Source organism: Variovorax paradoxus (assembly GCF_000834655.1).
In the GTDB taxonomy this organism is placed as follows: domain Bacteria; phylum Pseudomonadota; class Gammaproteobacteria; order Burkholderiales; family Burkholderiaceae_C; genus Variovorax; species Variovorax paradoxus_F.
This window is the reverse complement of record NZ_JXQQ01000070.1, coordinates 22470-44299: the sequence shown is the minus strand read 5'-3', so window position 1 is coordinate 44299 and position 21830 is coordinate 22470. Positions and strand designations below refer to the sequence as shown.

Annotated in this window: 20 protein-coding genes; 6 read left to right on the top strand and 14 right to left on the bottom strand. The window is 67.1% G+C overall.

Annotated features, from left to right (window positions below):
• Positions 1-122: 122 nt before the first annotated feature.
• The 4 genes from RT97_RS24575 to RT97_RS24565 all read right to left on the bottom strand — a co-directional run bounded on the left by RT97_RS24575 (position 123) and on the right by RT97_RS24565 (position 3661).
• A complete protein-coding gene (locus tag RT97_RS24575; RefSeq protein WP_155403880.1) occupies positions 123-1673 on the bottom strand; it encodes a class I SAM-dependent methyltransferase in 1551 nt (516 codons plus the stop codon).
• 61 nt (positions 1674-1734) lie between these two features.
• Positions 1735-2382, bottom strand: a complete 648-nt coding sequence (locus RT97_RS33205) for a hypothetical protein (protein ID WP_155403879.1) — start codon at positions 2380-2382, stop codon at positions 1735-1737.
• Positions 2383-2914: 532 nt separating this feature from the next.
• Positions 2915-3202, bottom strand: a complete 288-nt coding sequence (locus RT97_RS24570; protein ID WP_042581462.1) for a hypothetical protein — start codon at positions 3200-3202, stop codon at positions 2915-2917.
• 57 nt (positions 3203-3259) lie between these two features.
• Positions 3260-3661: a hypothetical protein gene (locus RT97_RS24565; protein WP_042581461.1), complete on the bottom strand. Its 402-nt coding sequence runs from the start codon at positions 3659-3661 to the stop codon at positions 3260-3262.
• A 199-nt stretch (positions 3662-3860) separates the two neighbouring features.
• Between RT97_RS24565 and RT97_RS24560 the strand changes: the two genes are divergently transcribed.
• A complete protein-coding gene (locus RT97_RS24560) occupies positions 3861-4097 on the top strand; it encodes a hypothetical protein (protein ID WP_042581460.1) in 237 nt (78 codons plus the stop codon).
• Positions 4098-4235: 138 nt separating this feature from the next.
• Here the strand turns inward: RT97_RS24560 and RT97_RS33525 are convergent, their stop codons facing one another.
• Positions 4236-4394 (bottom strand): HHHH-motif protein, encoded by a 159-nt coding sequence (locus RT97_RS33525; protein WP_172672245.1) that lies wholly within the window; start codon positions 4392-4394, stop codon positions 4236-4238.
• Between the two features lie 415 nt (positions 4395-4809).
• Here RT97_RS33525 and RT97_RS24555 point away from each other — a divergent pair, with 415 nt between their 5' ends.
• Both RT97_RS24555 and RT97_RS24550 read left to right on the top strand, forming a co-directional pair.
• Positions 4810-5799, top strand: coding sequence for a Bug family tripartite tricarboxylate transporter substrate binding protein (locus tag RT97_RS24555; RefSeq protein ID WP_042581459.1), 990 nt, complete (start codon positions 4810-4812; stop codon positions 5797-5799).
• Between the two features lie 20 nt (positions 5800-5819).
• Positions 5820-6803 (top strand): D-2-hydroxyacid dehydrogenase family protein, encoded by a 984-nt coding sequence (locus RT97_RS24550; RefSeq protein WP_042581469.1) that lies wholly within the window; start codon positions 5820-5822, stop codon positions 6801-6803.
• 21 nt (positions 6804-6824) lie between these two features.
• Here RT97_RS24550 and RT97_RS24545 read toward each other — a convergent pair whose 3' ends face one another.
• The 3 genes from RT97_RS24545 to RT97_RS24535 are packed head-to-tail and all read right to left on the bottom strand — an operon-like array spanning position 6825 to position 10736.
• The gene (locus RT97_RS24545; RefSeq protein ID WP_253278316.1) at positions 6825-8945 is read right to left on the bottom strand and encodes an acetate--CoA ligase family protein; all 2121 of its coding nucleotides are present in this window, start codon (positions 8943-8945) and stop codon (positions 6825-6827) included.
• The gene (locus tag RT97_RS24540; protein ID WP_042581458.1) at positions 8942-9754 is read right to left on the bottom strand and encodes an enoyl-CoA hydratase/isomerase family protein; all 813 of its coding nucleotides are present in this window, start codon (positions 9752-9754) and stop codon (positions 8942-8944) included. The genes RT97_RS24545 and RT97_RS24540 overlap by 4 nt, the downstream gene beginning before the upstream one ends.
• A gap of 13 nt (positions 9755-9767) precedes the next feature.
• Entirely contained in the window at positions 9768-10736 is a 969-nt protein-coding gene (locus RT97_RS24535) for a tripartite tricarboxylate transporter substrate binding protein (RefSeq protein WP_042581457.1), read from the bottom strand.
• A gap of 131 nt (positions 10737-10867) precedes the next feature.
• Between RT97_RS24535 and RT97_RS24530 the strand changes: the two genes are divergently transcribed.
• Entirely contained in the window at positions 10868-11638 is a 771-nt protein-coding gene (locus RT97_RS24530) for an IclR family transcriptional regulator (RefSeq protein ID WP_080898415.1), read from the top strand.
• 15 nt (positions 11639-11653) lie between these two features.
• Here RT97_RS24530 and RT97_RS24525 read toward each other — a convergent pair whose 3' ends face one another.
• Together RT97_RS24525 and RT97_RS24520 are read right to left on the bottom strand one after the other, a co-directional pair.
• Positions 11654-12799, bottom strand: a complete 1146-nt coding sequence (locus RT97_RS24525; RefSeq protein ID WP_042581455.1) for an ABC transporter substrate-binding protein — start codon at positions 12797-12799, stop codon at positions 11654-11656.
• A gap of 117 nt (positions 12800-12916) precedes the next feature.
• Entirely contained in the window at positions 12917-13807 is an 891-nt protein-coding gene (locus RT97_RS24520) for an amidohydrolase family protein (RefSeq protein WP_042581454.1), read from the bottom strand.
• A 79-nt stretch (positions 13808-13886) separates the two neighbouring features.
• Here RT97_RS24520 and RT97_RS24515 point away from each other — a divergent pair, with 79 nt between their 5' ends.
• On the top strand, positions 13887-15590 hold the full coding sequence (locus RT97_RS24515; protein WP_042581453.1) for a M14 family zinc carboxypeptidase: 1704 nt from the start codon (positions 13887-13889) through the stop codon (positions 15588-15590).
• An 8-nt stretch (positions 15591-15598) separates the two neighbouring features.
• On the opposite strand, the gene RT97_RS24510 is transcribed toward RT97_RS24515, so the two are convergent.
• Positions 15599-17293: an alpha/beta fold hydrolase gene (locus RT97_RS24510; RefSeq protein ID WP_042581452.1), complete on the bottom strand. Its 1695-nt coding sequence runs from the start codon at positions 17291-17293 to the stop codon at positions 15599-15601.
• A gap of 234 nt (positions 17294-17527) precedes the next feature.
• Here RT97_RS24510 and RT97_RS24505 point away from each other — a divergent pair, with 234 nt between their 5' ends.
• Positions 17528-17758, top strand: a complete 231-nt coding sequence (locus tag RT97_RS24505) for a hypothetical protein (RefSeq protein ID WP_042581451.1) — start codon at positions 17528-17530, stop codon at positions 17756-17758.
• A 151-nt stretch (positions 17759-17909) separates the two neighbouring features.
• Here RT97_RS24505 and RT97_RS24500 read toward each other — a convergent pair whose 3' ends face one another.
• From RT97_RS24500 to RT97_RS24490, 3 genes are all read right to left on the bottom strand, one after another.
• Positions 17910-18866 (bottom strand): S1C family serine protease, encoded by a 957-nt coding sequence (locus RT97_RS24500; protein WP_042581450.1) that lies wholly within the window; start codon positions 18864-18866, stop codon positions 17910-17912.
• Positions 18867-18938: 72 nt separating this feature from the next.
• The gene (locus RT97_RS24495; protein ID WP_042581449.1) at positions 18939-21179 is read right to left on the bottom strand and encodes a hypothetical protein; all 2241 of its coding nucleotides are present in this window, start codon (positions 21177-21179) and stop codon (positions 18939-18941) included.
• Positions 21179-21679, bottom strand: a complete 501-nt coding sequence (locus RT97_RS24490; protein ID WP_042581448.1) for a pyridoxamine 5'-phosphate oxidase family protein — start codon at positions 21677-21679, stop codon at positions 21179-21181. Before RT97_RS24490 ends, RT97_RS24495 begins: the two co-directional genes overlap by 1 nt.
• Positions 21680-21830: the final 151 nt, after the last annotated feature.

Here is a 21830-nt window from a genome sequence, read left to right as displayed (position 1 = left end):
GCGCGCGCGTCAACCGCTCACGATAGTTGTCGTCGACCGCTCAAGATAATTGTCGTCCGCCACGCCCCAATGCCCGTTGATCGCTTCCCACCGTTCGCGCTGGAGACTTTTTATGTATGGGGCTACCGGCGTCGCAGCACCACGAGGCTCTGCAGGTCGGCAAAGTTCTGGACGACCGACACGACCTCGAAGTACTCCGACCAGACGCGCTCGATGTAGCGCGTGGTATGCGAGACATTGCGGTAGACGCCCGGCGACGCTGCGTCCACGCCGACATCGAGGCTGCCATCATCGATGAAGCCTGCTTCCAGGTACTCGGCGATGTTGTCGGGCGTGCGTCCGTCGGGGTAGAACCGCACGAACCAGCTCACCTCGTTGAGCACCGTGGTGACGCACAGGCCGCCGGGCTTGGTAATGCGCTTCAGCTCGCGCAGCCACGTGTGTTGCTCCTGCTCGGCAATGTGAGTCAACACCGAGTGGCTGTAGATCAGTTCGAAGTAGCCATCATCGAAGGGCAGCGGAGGGGAGGGAGACGTGACCTGCACGGACAGCCCCGGCATGTTCTCACGGCACCAGTCGATGTTGACGCGGTCAATGTCCACGCCGTACAGCTTGGCGCGCAGGTGCTCGGGAAAGTGGCGGGCAATGCGGCCGCAGCCTACGCCCCAGTCCAGGATCGGCCCGCACGCATCGATGTGCCGGCCGGTCAGCCGCTCGTACAACGCGGAAAGCTTCACGAACCACGTGGCGCCGCTTCCTAGAAAGTAAGGCTCCTTGATCTTGCCGGCGATGCGGAACATGTGGTCTTCCGACGGTGTGTTCCCATAGCCACGGCCGCGCCAGTGCAGCGACTGCATCGGGAACCGTTCTTTGCCCTCTGCGTTCGCGACGAAGATGTCGAGCCACGGAAGCTCGCCCTCGGCACCACGGTACGCCTCTAGGCTCATTCGACCTCGGTACGCAATGCTCGGCAGGTGCGGAGTATCGAAACCCGTGCCGTCAGCCGACTGGCGCACCGACAGATCAACGATCTCACCATTCACCGAAAGCGGCACGCTATGCAACTGCAGGGCTTCGGCGGCTGGCAGGTAGAGGGTGATTTCGAGGAAGAACTCGCCATTCCGTGGCGTGGCCTGGAGTAGCGCGAAGCCCGGCCCCATGAAGCTTTCGAGTAGGTGCCTTGCCAACACCTCGTTGGTTCGCGCGCGCGCTGGCGGCGTCCAGTCCGAGGGCTTGCCTTCATCGACGTCAACCGTGCCCGCCTCGGGGTAGGCTCGCACCGACTGCACCATGATCCCGAGCTCGCGGCCGTCGCTGGGCAAGGTGCGCCGTGGGGCCACCGAAAAATGGCACAGCGTGTCGAGATTGGAGTAGGACACCGCCACAAGGTTTGCGCCCTGGCGCAGCTGATAGCCACGGCTGCCGGTTACCTTATTGTGGGCGGTCAGCGTGCCGTACTCGTGCGGATAGTAGACCGCCAGAAGTGCCTGCTCGCCGCCCGCACGGAACCGCATGCCGAAGGAAAATGTCGACCAAACGAACCCAGCCTCAGGGCTGTTGAAGCCATAGTCGAGAGTCTCGGCAGACCAGAGATTTTCTGTCAAAGAGATCGTTCCATCAGTGTTTTCGGACGGTCGCTCGCGCTGCTTGAACGTCGGGGGCGACTTCTTCAATATGGTCGGTCTCGCGCCATTCTGCCCGACGTGGCAAACGGCTTTGTCGGGCCACCGTCCCTCAGTAAGACTTCTTGCGAGCTCCGAAGTGCCGCGCGATGTGGAGTGTGAGCCTGCCAAAGCCACAGCCGAGTAGCGTCAGTGGCACGATGAAGAGGGCGCCCAGAAGCGCAGTCATCATTGAGCCTTGGGTGCTCTGCCAATCCACTTGGATTCCCAAATGCCAGGCACCCCAATGTATTGCTCCTCCGGCAATAGCGAGCAGCACCCATAGAAGAGCAGCATTTTGAAAGGCGTAGGCGCCCGGTAATAGACCAAGAGCAAATCCACAACCAAAAGGTTGGAGATATGGCCAGTAAGTCCAGAAGAGGCTCTTAGGCCTGCTTGCAGACCAGAAGCTCCAAATGGCCACGAACAGTGCAATCGACAAGCCAAAAACAAGCGCATTCCAACAACGGCCGTTCAACTTCAAAAGCGAAAATTCTGGTGTTGGCCGTAGAAGATGGAACGATTCTGCGTTCGTGGCGTAACCTATCGCCCGACGTTGCAATACAAATCCAACCAAGCAAATCGCGAGGCCAGCTAGCGCGATCGCAAAGCCAAAAGCTCCCCAGGTCACTACGAACGGCAGTACGCTCCCACCCCAAAACAGCAGCATGCCCAATACCTGAAGGAGGAGATCAGCCCTTTTGCTCTTGATGGATTTCATAGTCTGGTGGCAGAGTTTGGCCGTCAGAGTACCGGTCCGCTCCCTAGCGGACGACATTTGCCGTCGTTGGTACAAGTCGGCGCTACTGTTGGGTTAGGGAAACGCGCCTGATGAAGATGCACGCCGACCAAACCGTCAGATAAAAACGGGTTGGAGCCATAAGCTCAGACCCGCTTTTCTTGGGGTTTGGCAGCTCGTCGATCCTGACAAGTCCAGCTGTCTTCACGTCTCCCGATTGGCGACGGCAAGAAAGGCCTAGCTGGGACGTTGAGTCGGCAAATCGCACTTCGTCGTGTTATGTCGTCGTGGTGCGATAGTCCCTACCGCAGATCGTCCGAATCAAGGCCGACGAGGTCAAGGTCTTCATCACGCGCCTGCTTGCTGTGAGCTTTCAATTCCACATGCGACCCGGCGCCAATCAATGGTGACGTGGGCTTATACCGACCGGTTGAAATGCCGGTGAACGAGAGAGATAAGGCCGTGGCCCTGCTGCTCGGCATGCTCGGCCTATCGAGGCCACCTCAGCAAAGGCTCAAGATTTGACGCGCCCCAAGCGCAGCGCGCCCTTCCTCTCGAGCCGTCGCAGGATTTCGCAAAGCGACGAGTAAGGAATCCCAATCCCCCTGCGTACAAGTTCTGTCGCAGCGGCCTTGGGCGTGCGGATTTCCGCTGGTAGATCGGCGACCGCTTTCAACACATCGGTTTCCCGTCCGTGCAGTGTGGGGCGCAACTGGATGAACTGGTTCTCGGGGCCGGGGCCTTTCGGCACCACTTTGAGGGTTGCAGCGACGACGGGGGGCTTCCCGCTCTTGAGGGTCATGGCGCCGGAATGTGCCGTGTGGACCTGAACCGAATCTGAACACGCACGCGCGACGAATCAAACGTGCCGCACCTCGAAGTACGCCTCGTCCGCGTCGCCCAGATCACGGAAGCCTGCAGTGCGTGCGGCGTCGTAAGCCTTTGCCCAGCGCTTGGCCATGGCGATCTCGTCCTTTGTCAGATCGCTTTCGCCCGATTCACTTGCGTTCTGGAACGCACGAAGTGCCGGGACCACGTCGCAACCGAGTTGCTTGTCCAGCTCTCGCCGGAAGCGCTGCTCTGCAACCTTGAGTGCATCGACGGCAGGGTAGTCGAGGAGTCGGACGGTGTAGGAGACACGGGGCTCCGGCCTGGAATCCTCGAAGACGAAGGGCGCATCGTCTTCGGGCTCCTCCTGTGGCGCGGTATCGATCCGCACCTGATGCACGGGCCGCGGAAAGAACAGTTCAGCTTGGTTCATGGTCGGTCGTAGATAAAAGCCACAAAACACTGGTTAAATATACAGTAATAACGCCGGTGATCGGACGCGGGACGAGCGCATTCGAAGAGACCACCAGCGGGCGGCTGCGGCTGTTGAACCCGATGGGCGATCGGGGTAGATTGAATATTTCAATTCAAGCCGCTCCGCCAAGGTGCGGTGACGACAAGGACGACCGCTCATGCCCATGGATTTCCTCCGACGTATTGAAGACGCCTCCTTCCCCCTTGCAGTCAGGTCGGAGAGCGAAATTCAATGCGCGGCAGTTCTTGCCGCTGCGGAGTTGGTCGAGGTGGTCTTGCCGCCCTCCGGCAGTGAGGGCGCAGACAAGCGAATCGCGGTGATCCTCAGGATCACACCTCTTGGGCGTGCAGAGCTGAACCGGTTGCGAGAAAAAGGCGCGGATGCGATGCAATGAAAACCTGGCCGCGAAATCGGCCTATGTCACGGTCCCCTCGGCGGTCACTGCTGAATCGCACCCCCCACGCATCGCACGCCGACATAAAAAAGCCCTCGCAAGGAGGGCTTTTTTCTGCACGCCTCAAGGGCGCTGGCTTCAGCGCACCCAGTGGCAAACACGGTGGTGATGACGCGCGTCCCACTTGCACACCTTGTGCGCCTTGTGATGGGCGGCGGCCGAAGCCATGGTCGGTGCGAATGCCGCCAGGGTGGCGAAGGCGACGACGCTGGAGAGAACGAGCTGCTTGATCTTCATGTGTTTCTTTCTAAGCAATTGGCATCAAAGGATGCGTCGTGTGGACGACGCACCTTGATAACGCCCGACTCGCTTCCCAGCCGACACACCGGAACCCGCGAACGATCAAAGAGCCGTGATTGATCAACCGCCGGTCTCGACCGCGCAATCGAGCCGACCGGGCAAGAAAAAGCCCGCACGAGGCGGGCAAGGGTAGCCCTGAGAAGGGGAGGAGGGAGAAAACAAGGGGCTACCGAAGTGAAGTCTAACGTATTAATTCGGTCCGCAGCGCAACGTGGCCGATGCGATATCGAAACCGCGCGTATCAATTCCACTGAATGGAATTGGCAGGATGCGGTCAAACGAGCCCGGGCCTAAGCTGATCCGCTGAGACAAAAGATGTCCGCATGCAGCGATGCATCCCCAAGGAGACCCGATGCCCCCAACCACCGCCCCATCCCGGCGCCACTTCAACGCCATGGGAGGCGCACTCGCGCTCATGGCATTCGCCCCGCGCGCCTGGGCCGACACCTTCCCTTCGAAGCAGATCCGCATCGTCGTGCCGTTCTCGCCAGGCGGTCCCACGGACCTCATGGCGCGCGCGGTCGGCAAGATCATGTCGACGAACCTGGGCCAGCCCGTGATCATCGACAACAAGCCCGGCGGTGGCGGCGTCATCGGCATGAGCGAGGTCAGGCACCAGCCGGCGGACGGCTACACGCTGGTCTTTCCGTCGATCCTGGCTGTCACCAATCCGGCGCTGATGCCCGGTTATCCCTTCGACACGCTGCGCGATTTCGCCCCGCTGACCGTGGTGGGTTTCGTGCCCCATGCCGTCGTGGTGCGCACCGATTTCCCCGCCGCCGACCTGCAGGCGCTGGTGGCCAGCGCCAAGGCCAAGCCGGACGGCCTTTCGTACGGCTCCTCCGGCAACGGCACCTCGGCGCACCTGGGCGCGGCGCTCTTCGCGCAGCGCGCCGGCATTCGTGCGACCCACGTGCCCTACCGGGGCGCCGGCCCCGCGGTACAGGACCTCCTGGGCGGGCAGATCCAGTTCATGTTCCTCGACATGAGCAGTGCCTTGCCGTTCATCCAAGCCGGCAAGCTGCGCGCGCTGGCCGTCGCGACAGCCACGCGCTTCGATGGGCTTCCTGCTGTGCGCACTGTGGCCGAGCAGGGCTATCCGGGCTTCGAGGTGCACGGCTGGTACGGCCTGCTGCTCAAGGCCGGCACGCCGGCGGCCGTGACGCAGCGCCTCTACGCCGAGGTCAAGCGCGCCCTCGACACGAAGGAAGTGCGCGATCTCTTCAAGGCCCAGGGCATCGCGCCCGGCGGCATGCCGCCCGACCAGTTCACGACGCTGGTCCGCAACGACCTGGCGATGTGGAAGCGCACGGTCGAAGAACTTCACATCACGCTGCAATGAAAGACAAGGAACACCTGCGCATGCGCATCGCCATCCCGGACGACTACCAGGACTGCGTCCGAGGCCTCGCCTGCTTCTCCAAGCTCGACGCCCACGAGACGCACATCTTCAACGACACGGTCAAGGGCACCGACGCATTGGCCGAGCGTTTCGCCGATGCCGATGCCATCGTGCTCACGCGCGAGCGCACCCGCATCGATGCCGCGCTGCTCGATCGTTTGCCGAAGCTCCGACTGATCAGCCAGACCGGCAAGCTCGCGGGCCACGTCGACCTGGCGGCCTGCACGGCGCGCGGCGTGCTCGTGGCCGAAGGCAGCGGGGCGGGTTCCGCCACCGCGGAACTGAGCTGGGCGCTCGCGCTCGCGAGCCGCCGGCACCTGGTCGACGAGGCCAACCGCATGCGACAGGGCCTCTGGCAAGGGCACCTCGGACAGCAACTCGGCGGACAGCGCCTGGGCGTCTGGAGCTACGGCCGCATCGGCCGGCAGGTGGCTGCGTATGGCCGCGTGTTCGGCATGAAGGTCTGGGTCTGGGGCCGAGAGGCATCGACCGCCGCGGCGCGTGCCGACGGCTTCGAGGTCGCGCCGTCGCGCGAAGCCTTCTTCGCCGAGAGCGACGTGATCAGCCTGCATGTGCGGCTCACGGCGGACACTCGCGGACTGGTCACCGCCGACGACCTCGCGCGCATGAAGCGCACCGCGCTGCTGGTCAACACCAGCCGCGCCGAGCTGGTCGCCGAGGGCGCCCTCGAGCAGGCGCTGCGCGGGGGCCATCCCGGGTTTGCGGCGGTCGACGTCTACGAGCAGGAGCCGGTCATGACGCCCGGCCATCCGCTGCTCGCTTTGCCCAACGTGCTGTGCACGCCGCACATCGGCTACGTCGAGAAGGACAACTACGAGCGCTATTTCGGCATCGCCTTCGACAACATCAACGCGTTCGCCGAAGGCCGGCTCGCCGATGTCGTGAACCCCGAAGCGCTGGAGGCAGCGCGCCGCAGGGGCTGATCCGGCGGCGGCGCGCCCGGCTCACCCGCGTGCGAGCACCGCCACCCCGTCGGCCGCACGCACGCCTTCTCCCTTCGGCAGCACGAACACCGGATTGATCTCCGCCTCGACAAGCCGCTCGCCGAGCGCGTCGATCATCCGGGAGAACGCGACGATCGCCGACACCAGCGCATCGACGTCGGCCGGCTTGCGCCCCCGGAAGCCGTCGAGCAGCGGCCAGGTGCGCAGTTCGCGCACGAGCGACAGCGCCTCGTCGCGGCTCAATCCACCCGGCGGCACCATGCGCAGCGCGGTGTCCTTGAGCAGTTCGGCCGTCACCCCGCCCATGCCCAGCAGCACGGCCGAACCCAGCGGATCGCGATGGCAGCCGAGGATCAGCTCCACGCCGCCCTCGACCATCTCCTGCACCAGGAACTGCCGCGGCTGCACGCCAGCGCGTTCGCTCACCTCCGCAACCATGCGCTCGAGCCGTTCGCCGACACGGTCCGCGGCGATGCCGACCGCCACGCCGCCGACGTCGCTCTTGTGCGTGATCTCGGACGAGAGGATCTTGAGCACGACCTTGCCTTCGCCCATCTCGCGCGCCGCGGCCACCGCCTCTTCGGCATTGGCGACGATGCGCTCGCGCACGCAGGGCACGCCGAAGCCCGCGAACAGGTTCTTCGCTTCGGCTTCGTTCAACGATCCCTCGGGGAGGTCGTCGATGCGGACGATGGCAGTCGTGTCATCGCCTCGCGCCGCGGGCTCTTTCCACTGCGCCGTTTGAAGCATCGAGGCGAGCGCGCTCGTGCAGCTTTCGGGCGCCAGGAACGCGGGCACGCCGCGCCGGTTCAGCAGGCTTGCGATGCCGGGCGCATGCGGGCTCACGAACACGACCAGCGGCTTGTCGCTGCCCGGCAGGCTGTCATGGATGGCGCTGGCCATGAGGTCGGGCATTGCCAGGCCCGAAGAGCCGACGATCACCACCACCGCGTCGTAGCTGGGGCTCGCCAGCAGCGAGGTGATCGCGCCGCGCAGCAGGGCAGGCTGCAGGCCCGCGAGCGTGACGTCGATGGGGTTGCGGTCCAGCACCGCGTGGTCGCCCGACTGCAGCGCCCGCAGCGCGGCGGCCGTCGCCTCGTCGGGCGCCGGCGTCTCGAAGCCCGCGGTGCCGAGGCTGTCGGCCACCAGCGTTCCCGCGCCGCCGGTCGATGTGAGCACCGCGACGCGGCGGCCCGCCAGACGCCGGCCGGTGACCAGCGCGGCAGGCAGGTCGAGCAGGTCCGAAAACGTCTCTGCGCGGATGACGCCGACTTCGCGGAAGAGCGCGTCGTACATGCGGTCGGCACCCGCGAGCGCGCCGGTGTGCGACACGGCCGCCGCCGCGCCCGATTCGGAACGCCCGACCTTGAACACGACGACCGGCTTGCCCTTGCGCGCGGCCTTGAGCGCCGCGGCCTTGAACTTGGCGGGGTTGCGCACGCCTTCCATGTAGAGCGCGATCACCGAGGTCGCCTCGTCGTCGGCCAGGTGGTCGATGAAGTCGGCCATGTCCAGGTCGGCTTCGTTGCTCGTGGAGATCAGCTTCGACAGCCCGATGCCCCGCGCCGCCGCGCGCGACAACAGCGCGCCCAGGATGCCGCCGCTCTGCGACACCACGCCGATGCTGCCGGCCGTGAAGTCTTCCAGTTCCAGCGCGCCCGTGGCCGAGAGCGTGATGCGGTCCGTGAGGTTGACCAGCCCGATGGTGTTGGGCCCCAGGATGCGCATGCTGCCCGCCGCCTCCAGCAGTTGCTGCTGGCGCCGCGCGCCTTCCGCGCCCACCTCGGTGTAGCCGCTGGCCAGCACGATGGCGGCCGCGGTGCCGCGCGCGGCAAGGTCGCGCACCGCCTCGTGCGCGCGCTCGGCGCCGAGCAGCACGATGCCGACATCGGGCGCTTCGGGCAGCGACTGCACATCGGGATAGCTCTTGAGTCCGCCGATCACATCCGCGCGCGGATTCACCGGATAGATCGCGCCGCCGAAGCCGTGCTTCGTCAGGTACGCGACCGGGCGGCCCGCGGTCTTCGTCGGATCGGCCGAGGCGCCGATCACGGCCACGCTGCGCGGCTTCATCAGCCGCGCGATCGCGTTGTCGGGCATGTCCGGCAAGAGGGCGCTCATGCCGCCTTCTCCTTGCCCGCATTCAGAAACGCCAGCACCGCATCGCGATGCTGCTGCGTCGTGTAGCAGATGCCCTGCGCCTGGCTGCCCTTGGCGAACACCTGCTCGGCCGGAGATTCGAAGCTCTGGTTGAGGATCGACTTGCCCAGCGCGATCGCGGCCGCCGAGCCTTGCGACAGTTCGGTCGCCCAGGCGTGCGCGTCGGCGAGCAGGTTCTGCGCGCTCGTCACGCGGTCGGCGATGCCGAGCTTCAGCGCTTCGTCGGGCTCGACCTTTCGGCCGGTGAAGATCAGCTCTTTCGCGCGCGAAAGGCCCACGCGGCGCGGCAGGAAATACATGCCGCCGCCGTCCGGAATGAGCCCGCGTTTGATGTAGCTCCACGCGAAGCTGGCCGCGTCGGAGGCCAGCACGAAATCGCAGGCCATCGCCATGTCGGCGCCGAGGCCGTTGGCGCCGCCGTTGACGGCGGCGATCACCGGCTTGGGCATCGTATGCAGCAGCGACACCGAGTGGTGCACGCGCTGCTGCCGGCTCCAGCCGTTGAAGCCGACCTCGCCTGCGGGCGCGTCCATGCGCCGCTGCATGCCGGCGACGTCGCCGCCGGCGCAGAAGCCCTTGCCGGCGCCGGTCAGCACCAGCGCGCGCACCGCGTTGTCGGCGCCGATCTTCTCCAACGCGGCGATGAAATCGCTGCGCATGCCGTCGGTGATGGCATTGCGTTTCTCGGGGCGGTTCAGCGTCAGGGTCGCGATGCCGGCCTCGATCTCCAGTTCGATCAGCGATGGTGCTGCGTCGGGTGTCGTGCTCATGGGGTGGTGCTCCTCAGTCTGTGGTGATGTGGTTGTCCTTGACGACCTTGCGCCAGCGCACTTCTTCGGCGCGCACGTAGGTGTCCAGTTGCGCGGGCGCGCCGACGTCGACGGCCAGCCCTTCCGACTCGGTCTGCTTGATGAAGGCGGGTGCCTTGACGGCCTTCCTGACAGCGGCGTTGAGCTGGTCGATCACGTCCTTGGGCGTCCTGGCCGCGACGTAGAGGCCATACCAGCTCTCGGCCGCGTAGCCGGGCACGCCGGCTTCGGCGAGCGTCGGCACGCCGGCGTAGGCGGGGGAGCGGCGCGCGGTGGTCACGCCGAGCGCGCGCATCTTGCCGCTGTCCACGAAGGGGCGCACGGCCGACGCGGTGGCGAACATCATGTCCACCTGGCCGCCCAGGAGGTCGGTCATCGCGGGTCCCGCACCGCGGTAGGGAATGTGGGTCAGCTCGACCTTGGCGAGGTTCTTGAAGAGCTCGCCGGCCAGGTGCGCCGAGGTGCCGTTGCCCTGCGATGCGAAGGTCAGCTTGCCCGGCTTCGCCTTGGCCGCGGCGATCAGGTCCGCAACGGTCTTGTAGGGGCTGTCGGTGCGCACCACCAGCACGTTGGGCGAGACGCCGATCAGCGCCACGGGCGCGAAGGCCTTGTCGGTGTCGTAGGGCAACTTGGGCTGCAGCCCCGGGTTCACCGCATGCGCGAAAGTCGCCATGACGAGCGTGTAGCCGTCGGGCGCGCTCTTGGCAACGAACTCGCTGCCGATGATCGTGCCTGCACCGGGCTTGTTGTCGACGATGACGGGTTGGCCCAGCGCTTCCGACATGCCGATGCCGAGCGAGCGCGTGATGGCATCGGTGCCGCCGCCGGGCGCGAAGGGCACCACGATGCGCAGCGGCTTGTCGGGGAAGGCGGCCCAGGTGGCGAGCGGCGCGAGCGCAACGAGCGACAACGCGAGCGCGCGAAAAGTTGTGGATGACGGCATGTTTGTCTCTCTCTTTGTCGGGGATTGAAGCGAGCCTTCAGCTTAGGTCGCATACTCCCGCCGCGCACCCGTCCAATTCCACTCAGTGGAAATGAATGATGCGCCGCAGCTCTGAGAATCAAGGAGACAACATGGCAAGCACGCTCAACCGTTCGCTCGAACGGGGCATGGAAATCCTTCGCGCCTTCCGGCCCGGCTCCACCTTGCTCGGCAACAGCGAGATCGCAGAGCGCACGGGGCTCTCTCCGGCCACGGTGAGCCGCCTCACGCAGACGCTGGTGGTCGCCGGCATGCTCGCGCACGACCGCAGCGCGCGGGCCTACAGGCTGGCCGCGCCGGTGCTGAGCCTGGCGCACGCCATGCGCACCGGCTCGATCGTGCTGCAGGTCGCCGCGCCGCTGATGCGGACGGTGGCCGAAAAGCTGCGCATCAACGTCGGCCTGGCGGTGGCCGACCGGTCGGAAATGGTCTACCTGGAATCGATCCGCTACAACCGCCGCGCCTCGCTGCGCAACGTGGTGAGCGGGCAGCGCGTGCCGATCGAGCTGACATCGCTGGGACGCGCCTGGCTGGCCGTTGCACCGGCCGATGCGCGCGAGGCGCTGTTCGCGGAATTCGCCGCGCGAAGAACCGACTGGCCCCGGCTGCGCAAGGAGATCGACAAGGCCATCGAGAGCGTCGGGCGCCAGGGGTGGTGCGCCGCGTCGTGGCAGCCGGAAGTGGTGGCGCTGGCTGCGCCGTTGAAGCTGGAATCTGCGTGGGGCTACGTGCTGAACGTGAGCGTCTCGTCCACGGATTCATCGAGCGACGTGGCGGCGGAACTCGCCGCGCCGCTGCTGGCCCTGGGCCAGAAGATCACTCGCGCGGTGGACACGCGGGAGCCCGCCGGCGCGATGCGCTAGCGGGCATGGTCGATGTCAGCGGCGGACCTTGCCGTCCTCCGTGAGCATCGACAGCTCCACGTAGTTCGACGCCTTGTGGTCGCGCGCGCTGAAGTCGACGTGGAAGCCGCCGAAGTCGGTGTTCTGCATCGATTCGAGCCCGGTGATCAGCGAATCGCGCGTGGCCGGCTTGCCGGCGCGCTTCAGGCCTTCGGCGAACACCTTGGCCGCCACGTAGCCTTCCATGCTCGAGTAGTTCGGCTTGGCGTCGCCGCCGGCCTTGCGCACGGCCTCCACGTACTCGCGCGAGATCGCGGTGCTGGTGGAGAACGGCGAGGGCATCACCTGGCTGATCACGACGCCGCGGGCGTCCTTGCCGAGCTCGTCGGCCAGCGCCTGCGTGCCGACGAACGACACGTTGAAGAAGGTGCCGCCGTACCCGGCCTTGCGCGCTTCGCGGATGAACGCGGCGCACGCCTTGTAGGCGCCCACCTGGACCACGGCCGCGGGCTTGGCGGCCATGATGTCCTTCACCGCCTTGGCCACGTCGACCGAGTTGCGCTCGACCGTGCCGATGGCAACCGGAGACAGGCCGATGGGCTTCATCGCATGCAGCACGCCGGCCAGGCCCGCTTGGCCGTACGCGTCGTTCTGGTGGAACACGGCGATCTTCTGGATGCCCAGCGAGGTGAGCTGCTTGACGATCAGCGCGGTCTCGTCGTCGTACGAGGCGCGCACGTGGAACACGGTCTTGCGGAACGGATCGCGCAGGGCCTCGGCGCCGGTGAACGGGCCGAAGAACGGAATCTTCGCGGCATCGACCAGCGGCATCGCGGCCATGCAGGTGGGGGTGCCGACATAGCCGAAGAGGGCGAAGACGTCGTCCTTGATGAGCTTGTCGGTGTTGGCCTTGCAGCGCTCGGGCTCGTAGCCGTCGTCCAGCGTGCGCAGCTCGATGGTGCGGCCGTTGACGCCGCCGGTGGCGTTGAGCGCGTCGAAGTAGATGCGCGCGCCCTGGTTCATCTGCAGGCCCAGTTGCTCGGCGGGGCCGCTGAAGGCGGCGGACTGTCCGAGCACGATGCGCGCGGGTTGGGCGAGGGCGGGGAGTGCAACCGCGGCGCCGGCGGCGGCAAAGTACTTGATCGCGTCTCTGCGGTGGAGGGAGGTTTTCAGGGAGGCCATTGGACAGGTGAGCGCAGTCGACAGCCTCTGAAGAACCTGACAGGACCCCCGCTGCGCATGTAAGAAGGTAGTGCGCAGTGTAACCGGGCGTTCGGGTAAACCCTTGGTTTCGTCGGGCTATCGCACGCCGAACAGGCCCGCCGCATTCCCCCATGCCACGCGCTGGGCCACGGCCGGCGGCAGGTCCGCGAGCCAGCCGCGGTAGCCTTGCATGATCTCGTCGTAGCTGCTCCAGCGCTGGTTGATCCAGGTGTCCGAACCCACGATGAAGCGGTCGGGAAACGCGAGGATCAGCTCGCGCCACGGCGCGCACAGCTTGCCGCCTTCGCAGGTGAGGCCGGGGCGGTACGACAGCTCGCCCAACAGCTTCGGATAGCGCTCCAGCATCTGCCGCACCCGCGCGATGGGTGCACCGCCGATGCCCGTGTGCGCCCAGATCAGCCGCAGCTCGCGGCCTTGGGTAGGCGAGTGCGCCATCAGCAGGTCGACCGCCTCGTCGTCCACATGCGCAAGCACGGCGAGCTGCCGCTGCTCGGCCAGCACCATCAGCTTCTTTGCCACAGGGCCGTTGGCATTGGCGCTCTCGTAGAGGTGGAACTCGCCGATGCCGCGGTAGGGGCCGCTCGCGGTACCGCGCGCGAGTTCGGCCAGCACCATCTCGTAGATGGTCTCGTCGCGGAACCAGTTGGTGTAGTCGGCGCGGTTGCGGTAGAGGCGCACGAAGGGCACGACCGTGACGCCGGCTTCGCGCGTCTCGCGCAGGGCCGCGAGCGTGCGCGTGCCTTCGTTGGGCCGCGAGTTGCCGACGATGGCGCGCACGCCGTTGCGCTGCATGCGCGCGAGCGCATCGGCGGGCGGAAACGGGCCGCTGCTGCCGTTCCATGCCTCCTCGTTGTAGTGGAGGTGGGCATCGAAGATCGGGCCGGTGTAGTCGGCCGCTTGCGCCGAGAGGGCGAGGGCTGCGCCGCAAGCCAGGAGCGCGGCGCGGGAGATCGAGGAGGGGGCCATGGATGTTCCTTGCGAGGTGCACCGGGACGATAAACGATCGTCGATGCAGAATCGCTTTCGATCAACGGAGCCTTCCCCGATGCCTGCTGAACAACACCGCCAGTACCTCACGCCGTACGAAACCGGCAACCGCAACCAGACCACCACCTGGGCCGAATGCATCGCCTTCTACGAGCGGCTCGCCCACGACTTCCCCTCGGTGCTGCGGTGGCAGCAGATCGGCACCTCGGACAACGGCATTCCGATGCACGCGGGCATCGTCACCGCCGATGCGCAGTTCGACCGCCAAACCCTGCAGCGGCAACGCCGCCCGGTCTTCTTCAACAACAACGGCATCCACCCGGGCGAGCCCGAGGGCATCGATGCCTGCATGGCGCTGGTGCGCGATTTCTGCACGCAGCCCGCGCGGCTGGCGGCCCTGGGCGAGACGGTCTTTCTTTTCATCCCGATCTACAACGTCGACGGTTGCCTCAACCGGCAGAGCACTTCCCGTGCGAACCAGCTCGGCCCGGAGTCGTCCGGTTTTCGCGGCAACGCGCGGCACCTGGACCTGAACCGCGACTTCATCAAGTGCGACAGCCTCGCCGCGCAGGTGTTCAACCGCTTCTTCACCGCGTGGGACCCGGACGTGATGGTCGACACCCACACCTCCAACGGTGCCGACTACGCCTACACGATGACGCTGATCCCGACCCAGCCCGACAAGCTCGGCGGCGGCCTCGGCCAGTTCCTGCGCAGCCGCATGCTGCCGGCGATCTACGGCGGCATGGACGAACGCGGCTGGCCCACCTGCCCCTACGTGAACTGCGTGGCCGAGACGCCCGACGACGGCATTGCCGACTTTCTCGATTCGCCCCGTTTTTCCACCGGCTACGCGGCGCTGCACCACACCATCGGCTTCATGCCCGAGACGCACATGCTCAAGCCCTACGCCGACCGCGTGTCGGCGATGCGCACGCTGGTCGAGGTGGTGCTGGACTTCACCGTCGCGCACGCGGCGCAGATCCAGGAACTGCGTCGCGATGCCAGGGCAGGCGCGGCGCATCAGGCGCGCTGGCCGCTGTCATGGCGTTCGGACACGAGCCGGCCGAACAGCTTCCGCTTCAAGGGCTACGAGGCGGTCTACACGCCCAGCAGCATCGGCAACTACCAGCGCCTGGCCTACGACCGAAGCCAGCCTTGGGAGAAGGACATTCCGTACTTCGATCGCTTCGCAGAAGACGTGGCCGTCGCCGCGCCGAAGGCCTACCTCGTTCCGCAGGCCTGGCGCGAAGCGATCGAGCGGCTCGAGTGGAATGGGGTGGCGATGCGAAGGCTGGAAGAAGACCAGGTCTTCGACAACGCCCGCGTGTACCGCATCGAACGCGTGGCTTCGCGCCCCGCTCCGTACGAAGGGCACATGTTCCACGACGAGGTGACGCTCGTTGCGCACACCGAGGCGGTGCACGCGCGCGCTGGCGACGTGTGGATTTCGCTGGACCAGCCGAAAGCCCGCTACATCGTCGAGACGCTCGAACCCCAAGCCCACGACAGCTTCTTTCGCTGGGGCTTCTTCAACAGCGTGCTCGAAAAGAAGGAGGGGTTTTCAGCCTACGTGTTCGAAGACACGGCGAGCCGGATGCTGCAGGAAGAGCCGGCGCTGAAGGCCGCCTTCGAAGCTTGGAAGAAGAGCAATCCCGACAAGCTCTCCGATCCGCGCGAGGTGCTCGGCTTCATCTTCGCGCACGGCCGGCGCCATGCCGAGCCCGGGTGGCGGCGCTACCCAGTGGCGGGGCTCGGCTAGCGGAAAGTTCAGCGGGGTGCAGGCCCCGCCGCTCCTGGCGTCCTGGGCCGCGACGACGGCTCCCACGAATCGGGCGTGGTCGCGACCAGCCCCTTGAAATCCTTCCACGACCGCGCACCGGGCACGGTGCGCCCGCCGATCACCACCACCTTGGCGTACGCCACCATGCGCTCGCGCAGGTAGCGCCGGTCGGACTCGGGCCAGGTCTCGATCGAGTGCGGCCCGCGCGCCAGCACGATCTCCTTCACGCCGCGGATGCGGTTGTAGGCCGCGACGGTGCCCTCCAGCGTTTCCGCGCGGTCCCACAGGCCCTTGCCGAAGAAGGCCGCGGGCCAACGGTCCATGCCCGCGAGCGGGGCCGAGTTCGGATAGAAAAGGATGTGGTGGTCCGCCGCCATGCCGCCCAGGAACAGGTTGCGGTCCGAGAGATCGGGCGCGTCTCCCACGTAGCCCGCGCCGCTCGCGAACGACGACAGCAAGATCGCGCCGCGGATGTTCTTGAGGCCTCGCGGCTTGGCGCAGGTCACCTCCGGCAGGTCGAAGCTGCAGGAGGCGACGTAGTTGGTGGTCATTGCCCACGCGGTGGACATCGAGCCGCGCGAGTAGCCGCCCAGCACGAGCGGGATCTCGCTGGCCTTCATGCCCGCCAGCAGCCGGCCGCGCGCGGCGGTGCCTTCGAGCACCTCGCCCGAGGGCGTGAGCATGCGCAGGCCCCGGCCGTCTTCCAGCTGGCCGAGCGTGCGGAACACGTCTTCGCCTTGCTCCAGCGTGTTGGTGTCGCTGAAGCCGCCCGAGAGCCCTTCGCCGCGCCGGTCGTAGGCCAGCACGTCGAAGCCGGCCTGGTTCAGCGCATGCAGGTTCTCGCGCCACCAGCGCTGGCCCATGGTCTCGGTGGTGGCGTTGGGAAACTGCACGGGCGTGGTCTTGCCCGTCTTCTCGTCGGTGCGGTAGGCCACCTCGTCCGGGTGCTGGATCGCAGTGAGCTGCCCGCCGCCGCCGGGCGCCATGACCGCGAGCGCGCGCACCTTGCGGCCCTTGCCGTCGTCCACGCCGGCACCTTCGATGTACCAGCCGCGCAGCTTGATGTCCTCGGTCTTCTTCAGGTCGATGCGCTCGAAGGCATCGGGCGGTACGGTGAACTCGACCGTGTAGGTGCGGCCCTCCGCTTCGGCGATGCCTTCGCGGTAGGGCGCCTTCGCGAAGAAGGCGGGGCGGCGGATCTGCTTGAGGTCGACCTGCCCCTCGGGGTTGATCTTTCCGGACGGATCGACCACGCCCGTGGAGCGCGTGGCGCGCTCCTTGTTCGGCGGCAGCCAGCGCTGCATCTGCGCGTCGATGCGCTTGAAGCAGGCCGCATCTTCCTTGCACGCGCGCCAGCGCGCCTTGAGTTTGTCGTCGGTGAATTCGCTGATGTGATAGTCGCCGCCCGCGTAGCTGGCCGGCGTCGGGTTGGCCGTGAGCAGAAGCGGCACGCACACGGTGTTTCCCACGCCCTTGGGGCCCTGGTGCAGCAGGTAGCCGGGCAGCATCGCGTTGCGGTCGGTGCCGACCCACGCGGTGCAATCGGTGGGCGGCGGCGTGCTGTTGTCCGCCTGCCGCTTGGCCTCGGTGGTGCCGGTGCAGGCCGAGAGCGCGAGCAGCGCGCCCAGACCCAGCGCACAAAGACTTCGTTCGAGGCGGGGCGACGGATCGTGAGGGGTCATGCGGACTGGGCTTGTGGAATGGGGGTGCCATTGTGGCAACGGTGCTTGACGAATACAGCGGGGCCGATGGCGCTTTGTGGTGCGGGAGGGCTCCTACCGCGGGACGTGCGCGCGCTTCGACCAAGGCAGCGAAAAATCCCCGTGGCCAGCTGGACAAGTCACACGGAATTTATCGCCGCCCTGGTAATAGTTCCTTGGGGTGGATGGGGGCGAGCCACTACGCTCGACCCCCTCATGGACGCAACGCCTCTCGCCATCGACCTGCCGGAGCACTGGACCGGCTCCTTCGTGCTCACCCGGACCGGCGGTGGCAGCTATGTCGGCATGGCGAGACTGAGCTCCGGCGGCGTTCCCCGCGGCGTGCTCGTGATCACCCAGCAGCTCACCTGGGACGCGGCGATCGCTCGCGTGAAGCTGCGGGTCGGCCACTTCATCCAGGAGTGGGACCTCCGGCCTCGCGCCTGACACCCGATCCCCCGCATCCTGAGCGGGTATCTCCTGACCAACCTGTGAGCCGGCAAGAAACCGCTGCCGCCCAAGGCCGAGTTCGATGGGTGGCCCCGCAGGAGGCGCCTGGGCCTTCGCGCAGGCGGCGATCGACGTGGACCGGTTCCGATCAGCCGCCCGGCGACACCGTCAGGTAGAACGGCGTGAGCGTTCCCGCCACGGGCCGCAAGAGCTTGAGCAGCAGCGGGCGGCCATAACCCTCGCCCGCCAGCCGCTTGAGCAGGTCCGACAGCTGCGCGAGCGGCGTGCCGTCGCAGCCGACCAGGACGTCGCCGCTGCGCAGGCCATCGCGCGCCGCGGCCGAACCGGCGACCACTTCGACCACCCGCACCCCGGTCGCGACCGGCCAGTCGTTCTCGCGCACCCAGCGCCGGGGCAGGGCGACGGCCGCGCACTGCACGCCCAGCTTGCCGCGCCGCACGGTGCCGTGTCGCATCAGCTCGCCGGCGACCCAGCGCGCCGTGTCGATCGCCACCGCGAAGCTCAGGCCCTGCGCCGACGGAATCACCGCCGTGTTCACGCCGATGACCTGCGAGCTGCTGTCCAGCAGCGGGCCGCCCGAGTTGCCGGGGTTCAGCGCCACGTCGGTCTGGATCACGTCCTCGATCATCCGGCCGCCGCGCGAAGGGAGGCTGCGGCCCAGCGCGCTCACGATGCCGGCGGTCACGGTGAAGTCGAAGCCCAGCGGATTGCCCACCGCCACGGCCACCTGGCCGGGCTGCAGGCCCGCCGAGCTCCCCAGCGGCAGGAAGGCGCTCGGGTGCGATTCGAAGCGCAGCACCGCGATGTCGGTCGATGCGTCCATGCCCACGAGCCGCGCGGCGCTCTCGGTGCCGTCGACGAAGGCCGCGCGCAGCTCGCTCGCCCCCTCGACCACATGCGCATTCGTGATGGCGAAGCCGTCGGGCGTGAAGAGAAAGCCGGAGCCGCTGCCCTGGCCGCCCGCATTGCCGCGCTGCGGCGGCTTTCGGACCTTGATGTGCGCGACGGCCGCGCTGGCGGTGTGAGCCACCTGGGTGACGGTGGCCGAGTAGGAGTCGAGGAGGAATTGGTCGCGTGAGCCCATGGGGCGCCTCTTTCAGTCGGCAAGTCCGAATGAAATGGCGGCGCCCCCGGGCGTTTTCAACCCGCCCGCAGGCTATGAGGACGGCGCGGGCGGCGCCGCCTGGGACGCCGCGGCGGTCGGCGAATGCTGCAGCGCTGCGGGCAGCCGGTTGTCCAGCCAGTCCATGCGCCAAGCCAGCACGACGAGCGCCATCGCCAGCACCACCGCCGCGGCAACCCCGGTCGTGCCGTGGCGCTCCCGGTACGGATCGGGCGCCACCCGCCGCGCGCCCGGCGGCACATGCGCGGTCTGCGACAACATGCCGCCCAGCCGCACGTTGACCTTCATGCGCCCGTTGATGGCCCAGCCGCTCGCATCGAGGATCGGTCCCAGGCTGCGCTGGCGCAGCTTGAGCCAGGCAATCAGCATGCTCGGCCCGGAAATCGCCGCCACGATGCCGACGAGCGCCACCGGTATCCACTGCCCCAGGTCGATGAACTTGCCAAAGATCGCGACCAGCACCGCGCTGATGCTCCCGAGCGCCACGCCGATGGCGGCCACGGTGCCGACATCCACGCGCCCCGCGGTGCGAGTCGCCGCCGTGGGCGCCTTCGCCGCGTTCGCCGCGGCCTGGTCGGCTGTCGTGAGCTTGGTCGCCAGGCCCGTCAGCGTGCCCTGGCCTGCAGCCTCGCTGGCGGCCGCGCGCTTGGCCACCTGTTCCTCTATCACCCGCACGAACTTCTTGTAGGGCGCGAAGAACGCCTGCGCCACGCTGGTCGGGTTTTCGATCAGCTTGGTGATGGTGGCGTCCCAGTCGCGGCCCTGGCGGTCGTAGAAGACGCCGTTGCGGCCGACGAAGAGGAAGTCGATGTCGCCCGCGGTGAACGCCGCGACGATGCTCATCTTCTGGCCCTGGCGCGTGCAGTCGCAGTATGCAAGGCATGTCTTCGCAAGACCCGCGAGCACCGCGTGCTTGGCCGTGTCCTGCACCTGCACCGTGAGCTCGCAGCTGCGGCCGTCCAGGTACAGCGTGCCGGCCTGGAAGATCGCGCCCTCGCGCCGGTAGAAGGCCTTGAACGACACGAAGTTGTTGAGCAGCACGACCAGGTCGCGCTGCAGCCGGATGAGCTTCTCCAGGTCGACGAGCAGCTTGTTGTGCGTCTCGGCGGCCTCGTCGTCGTGCAGGAGCGCGAGCAGGGCTTCGCGGTTCTGCAGGAACGCGTCGAGCTGTGCCAGCGAAAGCGCGGCGGCGGCGTTGTCGGGGCGCTGGGCCATCAACGCCTGCAGCGGCGCGAGTTGCTGCTTGATGGCGAGCCACTCCGTCTCGGCGAGTTCGTCGCGCGCGCCCAGCAGCGGCGTGACGGCGCGCTCGGCGAACGTGGCGATGTCTTCGGTCCACGCGGGGTTGATGCGGTTGCCGTGCAAGGGCAGCACGCAGCGCGGCGTGACGGGGGCCAGGGGCAGGTCGGCAATCGGATCGGCGCTCAGGTCGAGCTTGTTCGCGCCCAATGCGTCATAGGCTTCGGGCGAGGGGTTCAGCGCCGTCACCGCCTGCACGTCGAACGCGGCGACGCGACAGCGCGCGAAGTAGTCGTCGAGCTTGGCCTGCACCTTGCGGGTGGCATCGGCGGCGGCCAGCGTAGGCTCGCCGAGCGGCATCAGCGTACGGTCGTTCGCGTCCGCCTTGGCATGCCAGTCGCGCGCGGCCTGCACCTCGGCGAAAAACGTTTCGACGCGGGGACGATCGACGCCCGGTGTCGCCTTGTGGCGGTCGGGCACGCTGCCGTGGGTGCGCATGATCTCGGCGACCGTCGCGCGCACGGCGTCGTCTTGCGTGGTCTCGGGCGTGATCACGCCGTCGCCGTTGAATCGCATCGCGGACAGCAGCTCGCCGCGGTCCGCGATGTCGGCCAGCGTGAGCGTGGCCAAATCGGGCTTGCCCTGGATCTGCAGCAGCCGGCGCGCCTCTTCGATCAGGCGTGCGCCGTCGGCGTTGTCGGCATCCAGGTCGTCCAGCGTCAGCACGTCGCTGCCCTGCAGCAGCACGTCGGGGTTGCTCAATCTCGCGCACACCCACTCGCAGGCCGCGACCACCTCGGGGGGGCGCACGCGGCCGTCGCCGTCGGCATCGATGAGGTCCAGCGTTCGCGGATCGAAGTCGATCCCTCGCGTCGGACAGGCGAGGGCGACCCACAGCTTCTGGTCCAGCTCCCGCAGGCGGACGATGTCCTCGCCCGTGCGAAAGATGACCTGGTCGGCCCCCCCGACCCGTATGAATTGCCAGCGGTGAGGTGCCGGCGGCGTCGTCGTCGTCGTTGGCGGCACTGTACTCATCAGGAAACGGCGACCTTCTTGTGTTCACCCAGGTCGGGCGTCTTCCCGGTGACGGCGGCCTTGGCCATCTTGAACAGCTGCACCATCTTGCTGTCGTCCACGTCCCAGTATTCGGCGCGCAGCACGCTCACGGCCAGGAGGCCGAGGTTGGGGTCGGTCGGTCCTTCGGGGAACCAGGCCTTGGCCATCGTGTTGAACAGCGCTTCCTTCTTGGCGGCGTCTTCCAGCAGTGCCGCATGGCCCGAGACGGAGACGTAGCTGTCGTCGTCGGTGTTGGCGTAGGAGACATTCACGGTCGGGTCGGTCGCGACATGGCGTGCGATCTCTCCGTCCTTGGGCACGAAGAAGTACAGCGTCGCGCTGTCGTCGCCGTCCTTGTTCTGCGTCGTCAGCGGGTGACTGTGCAACTGGCCGTCGGCGTGGCGGTGCGTGAGCATGCCGAAGCGGGTGTCCTTGATCAGCTCCAAGAGCTTGCTGGTGTTTCCGGTAGTGGCGGTCATGAAGGTTTCTCCTTGGTTGGTGACTTCAAGGTCCACCGTAGAGGCTCGCGCGGCGCCGGCATGAGGACACACGGCGCACACACGTGTCGTCCCAGGCTGACATTGGAGGTCGAGCCGCGCCGCAGTGGGTCAGGCGTTCAGGCGTTGGTGC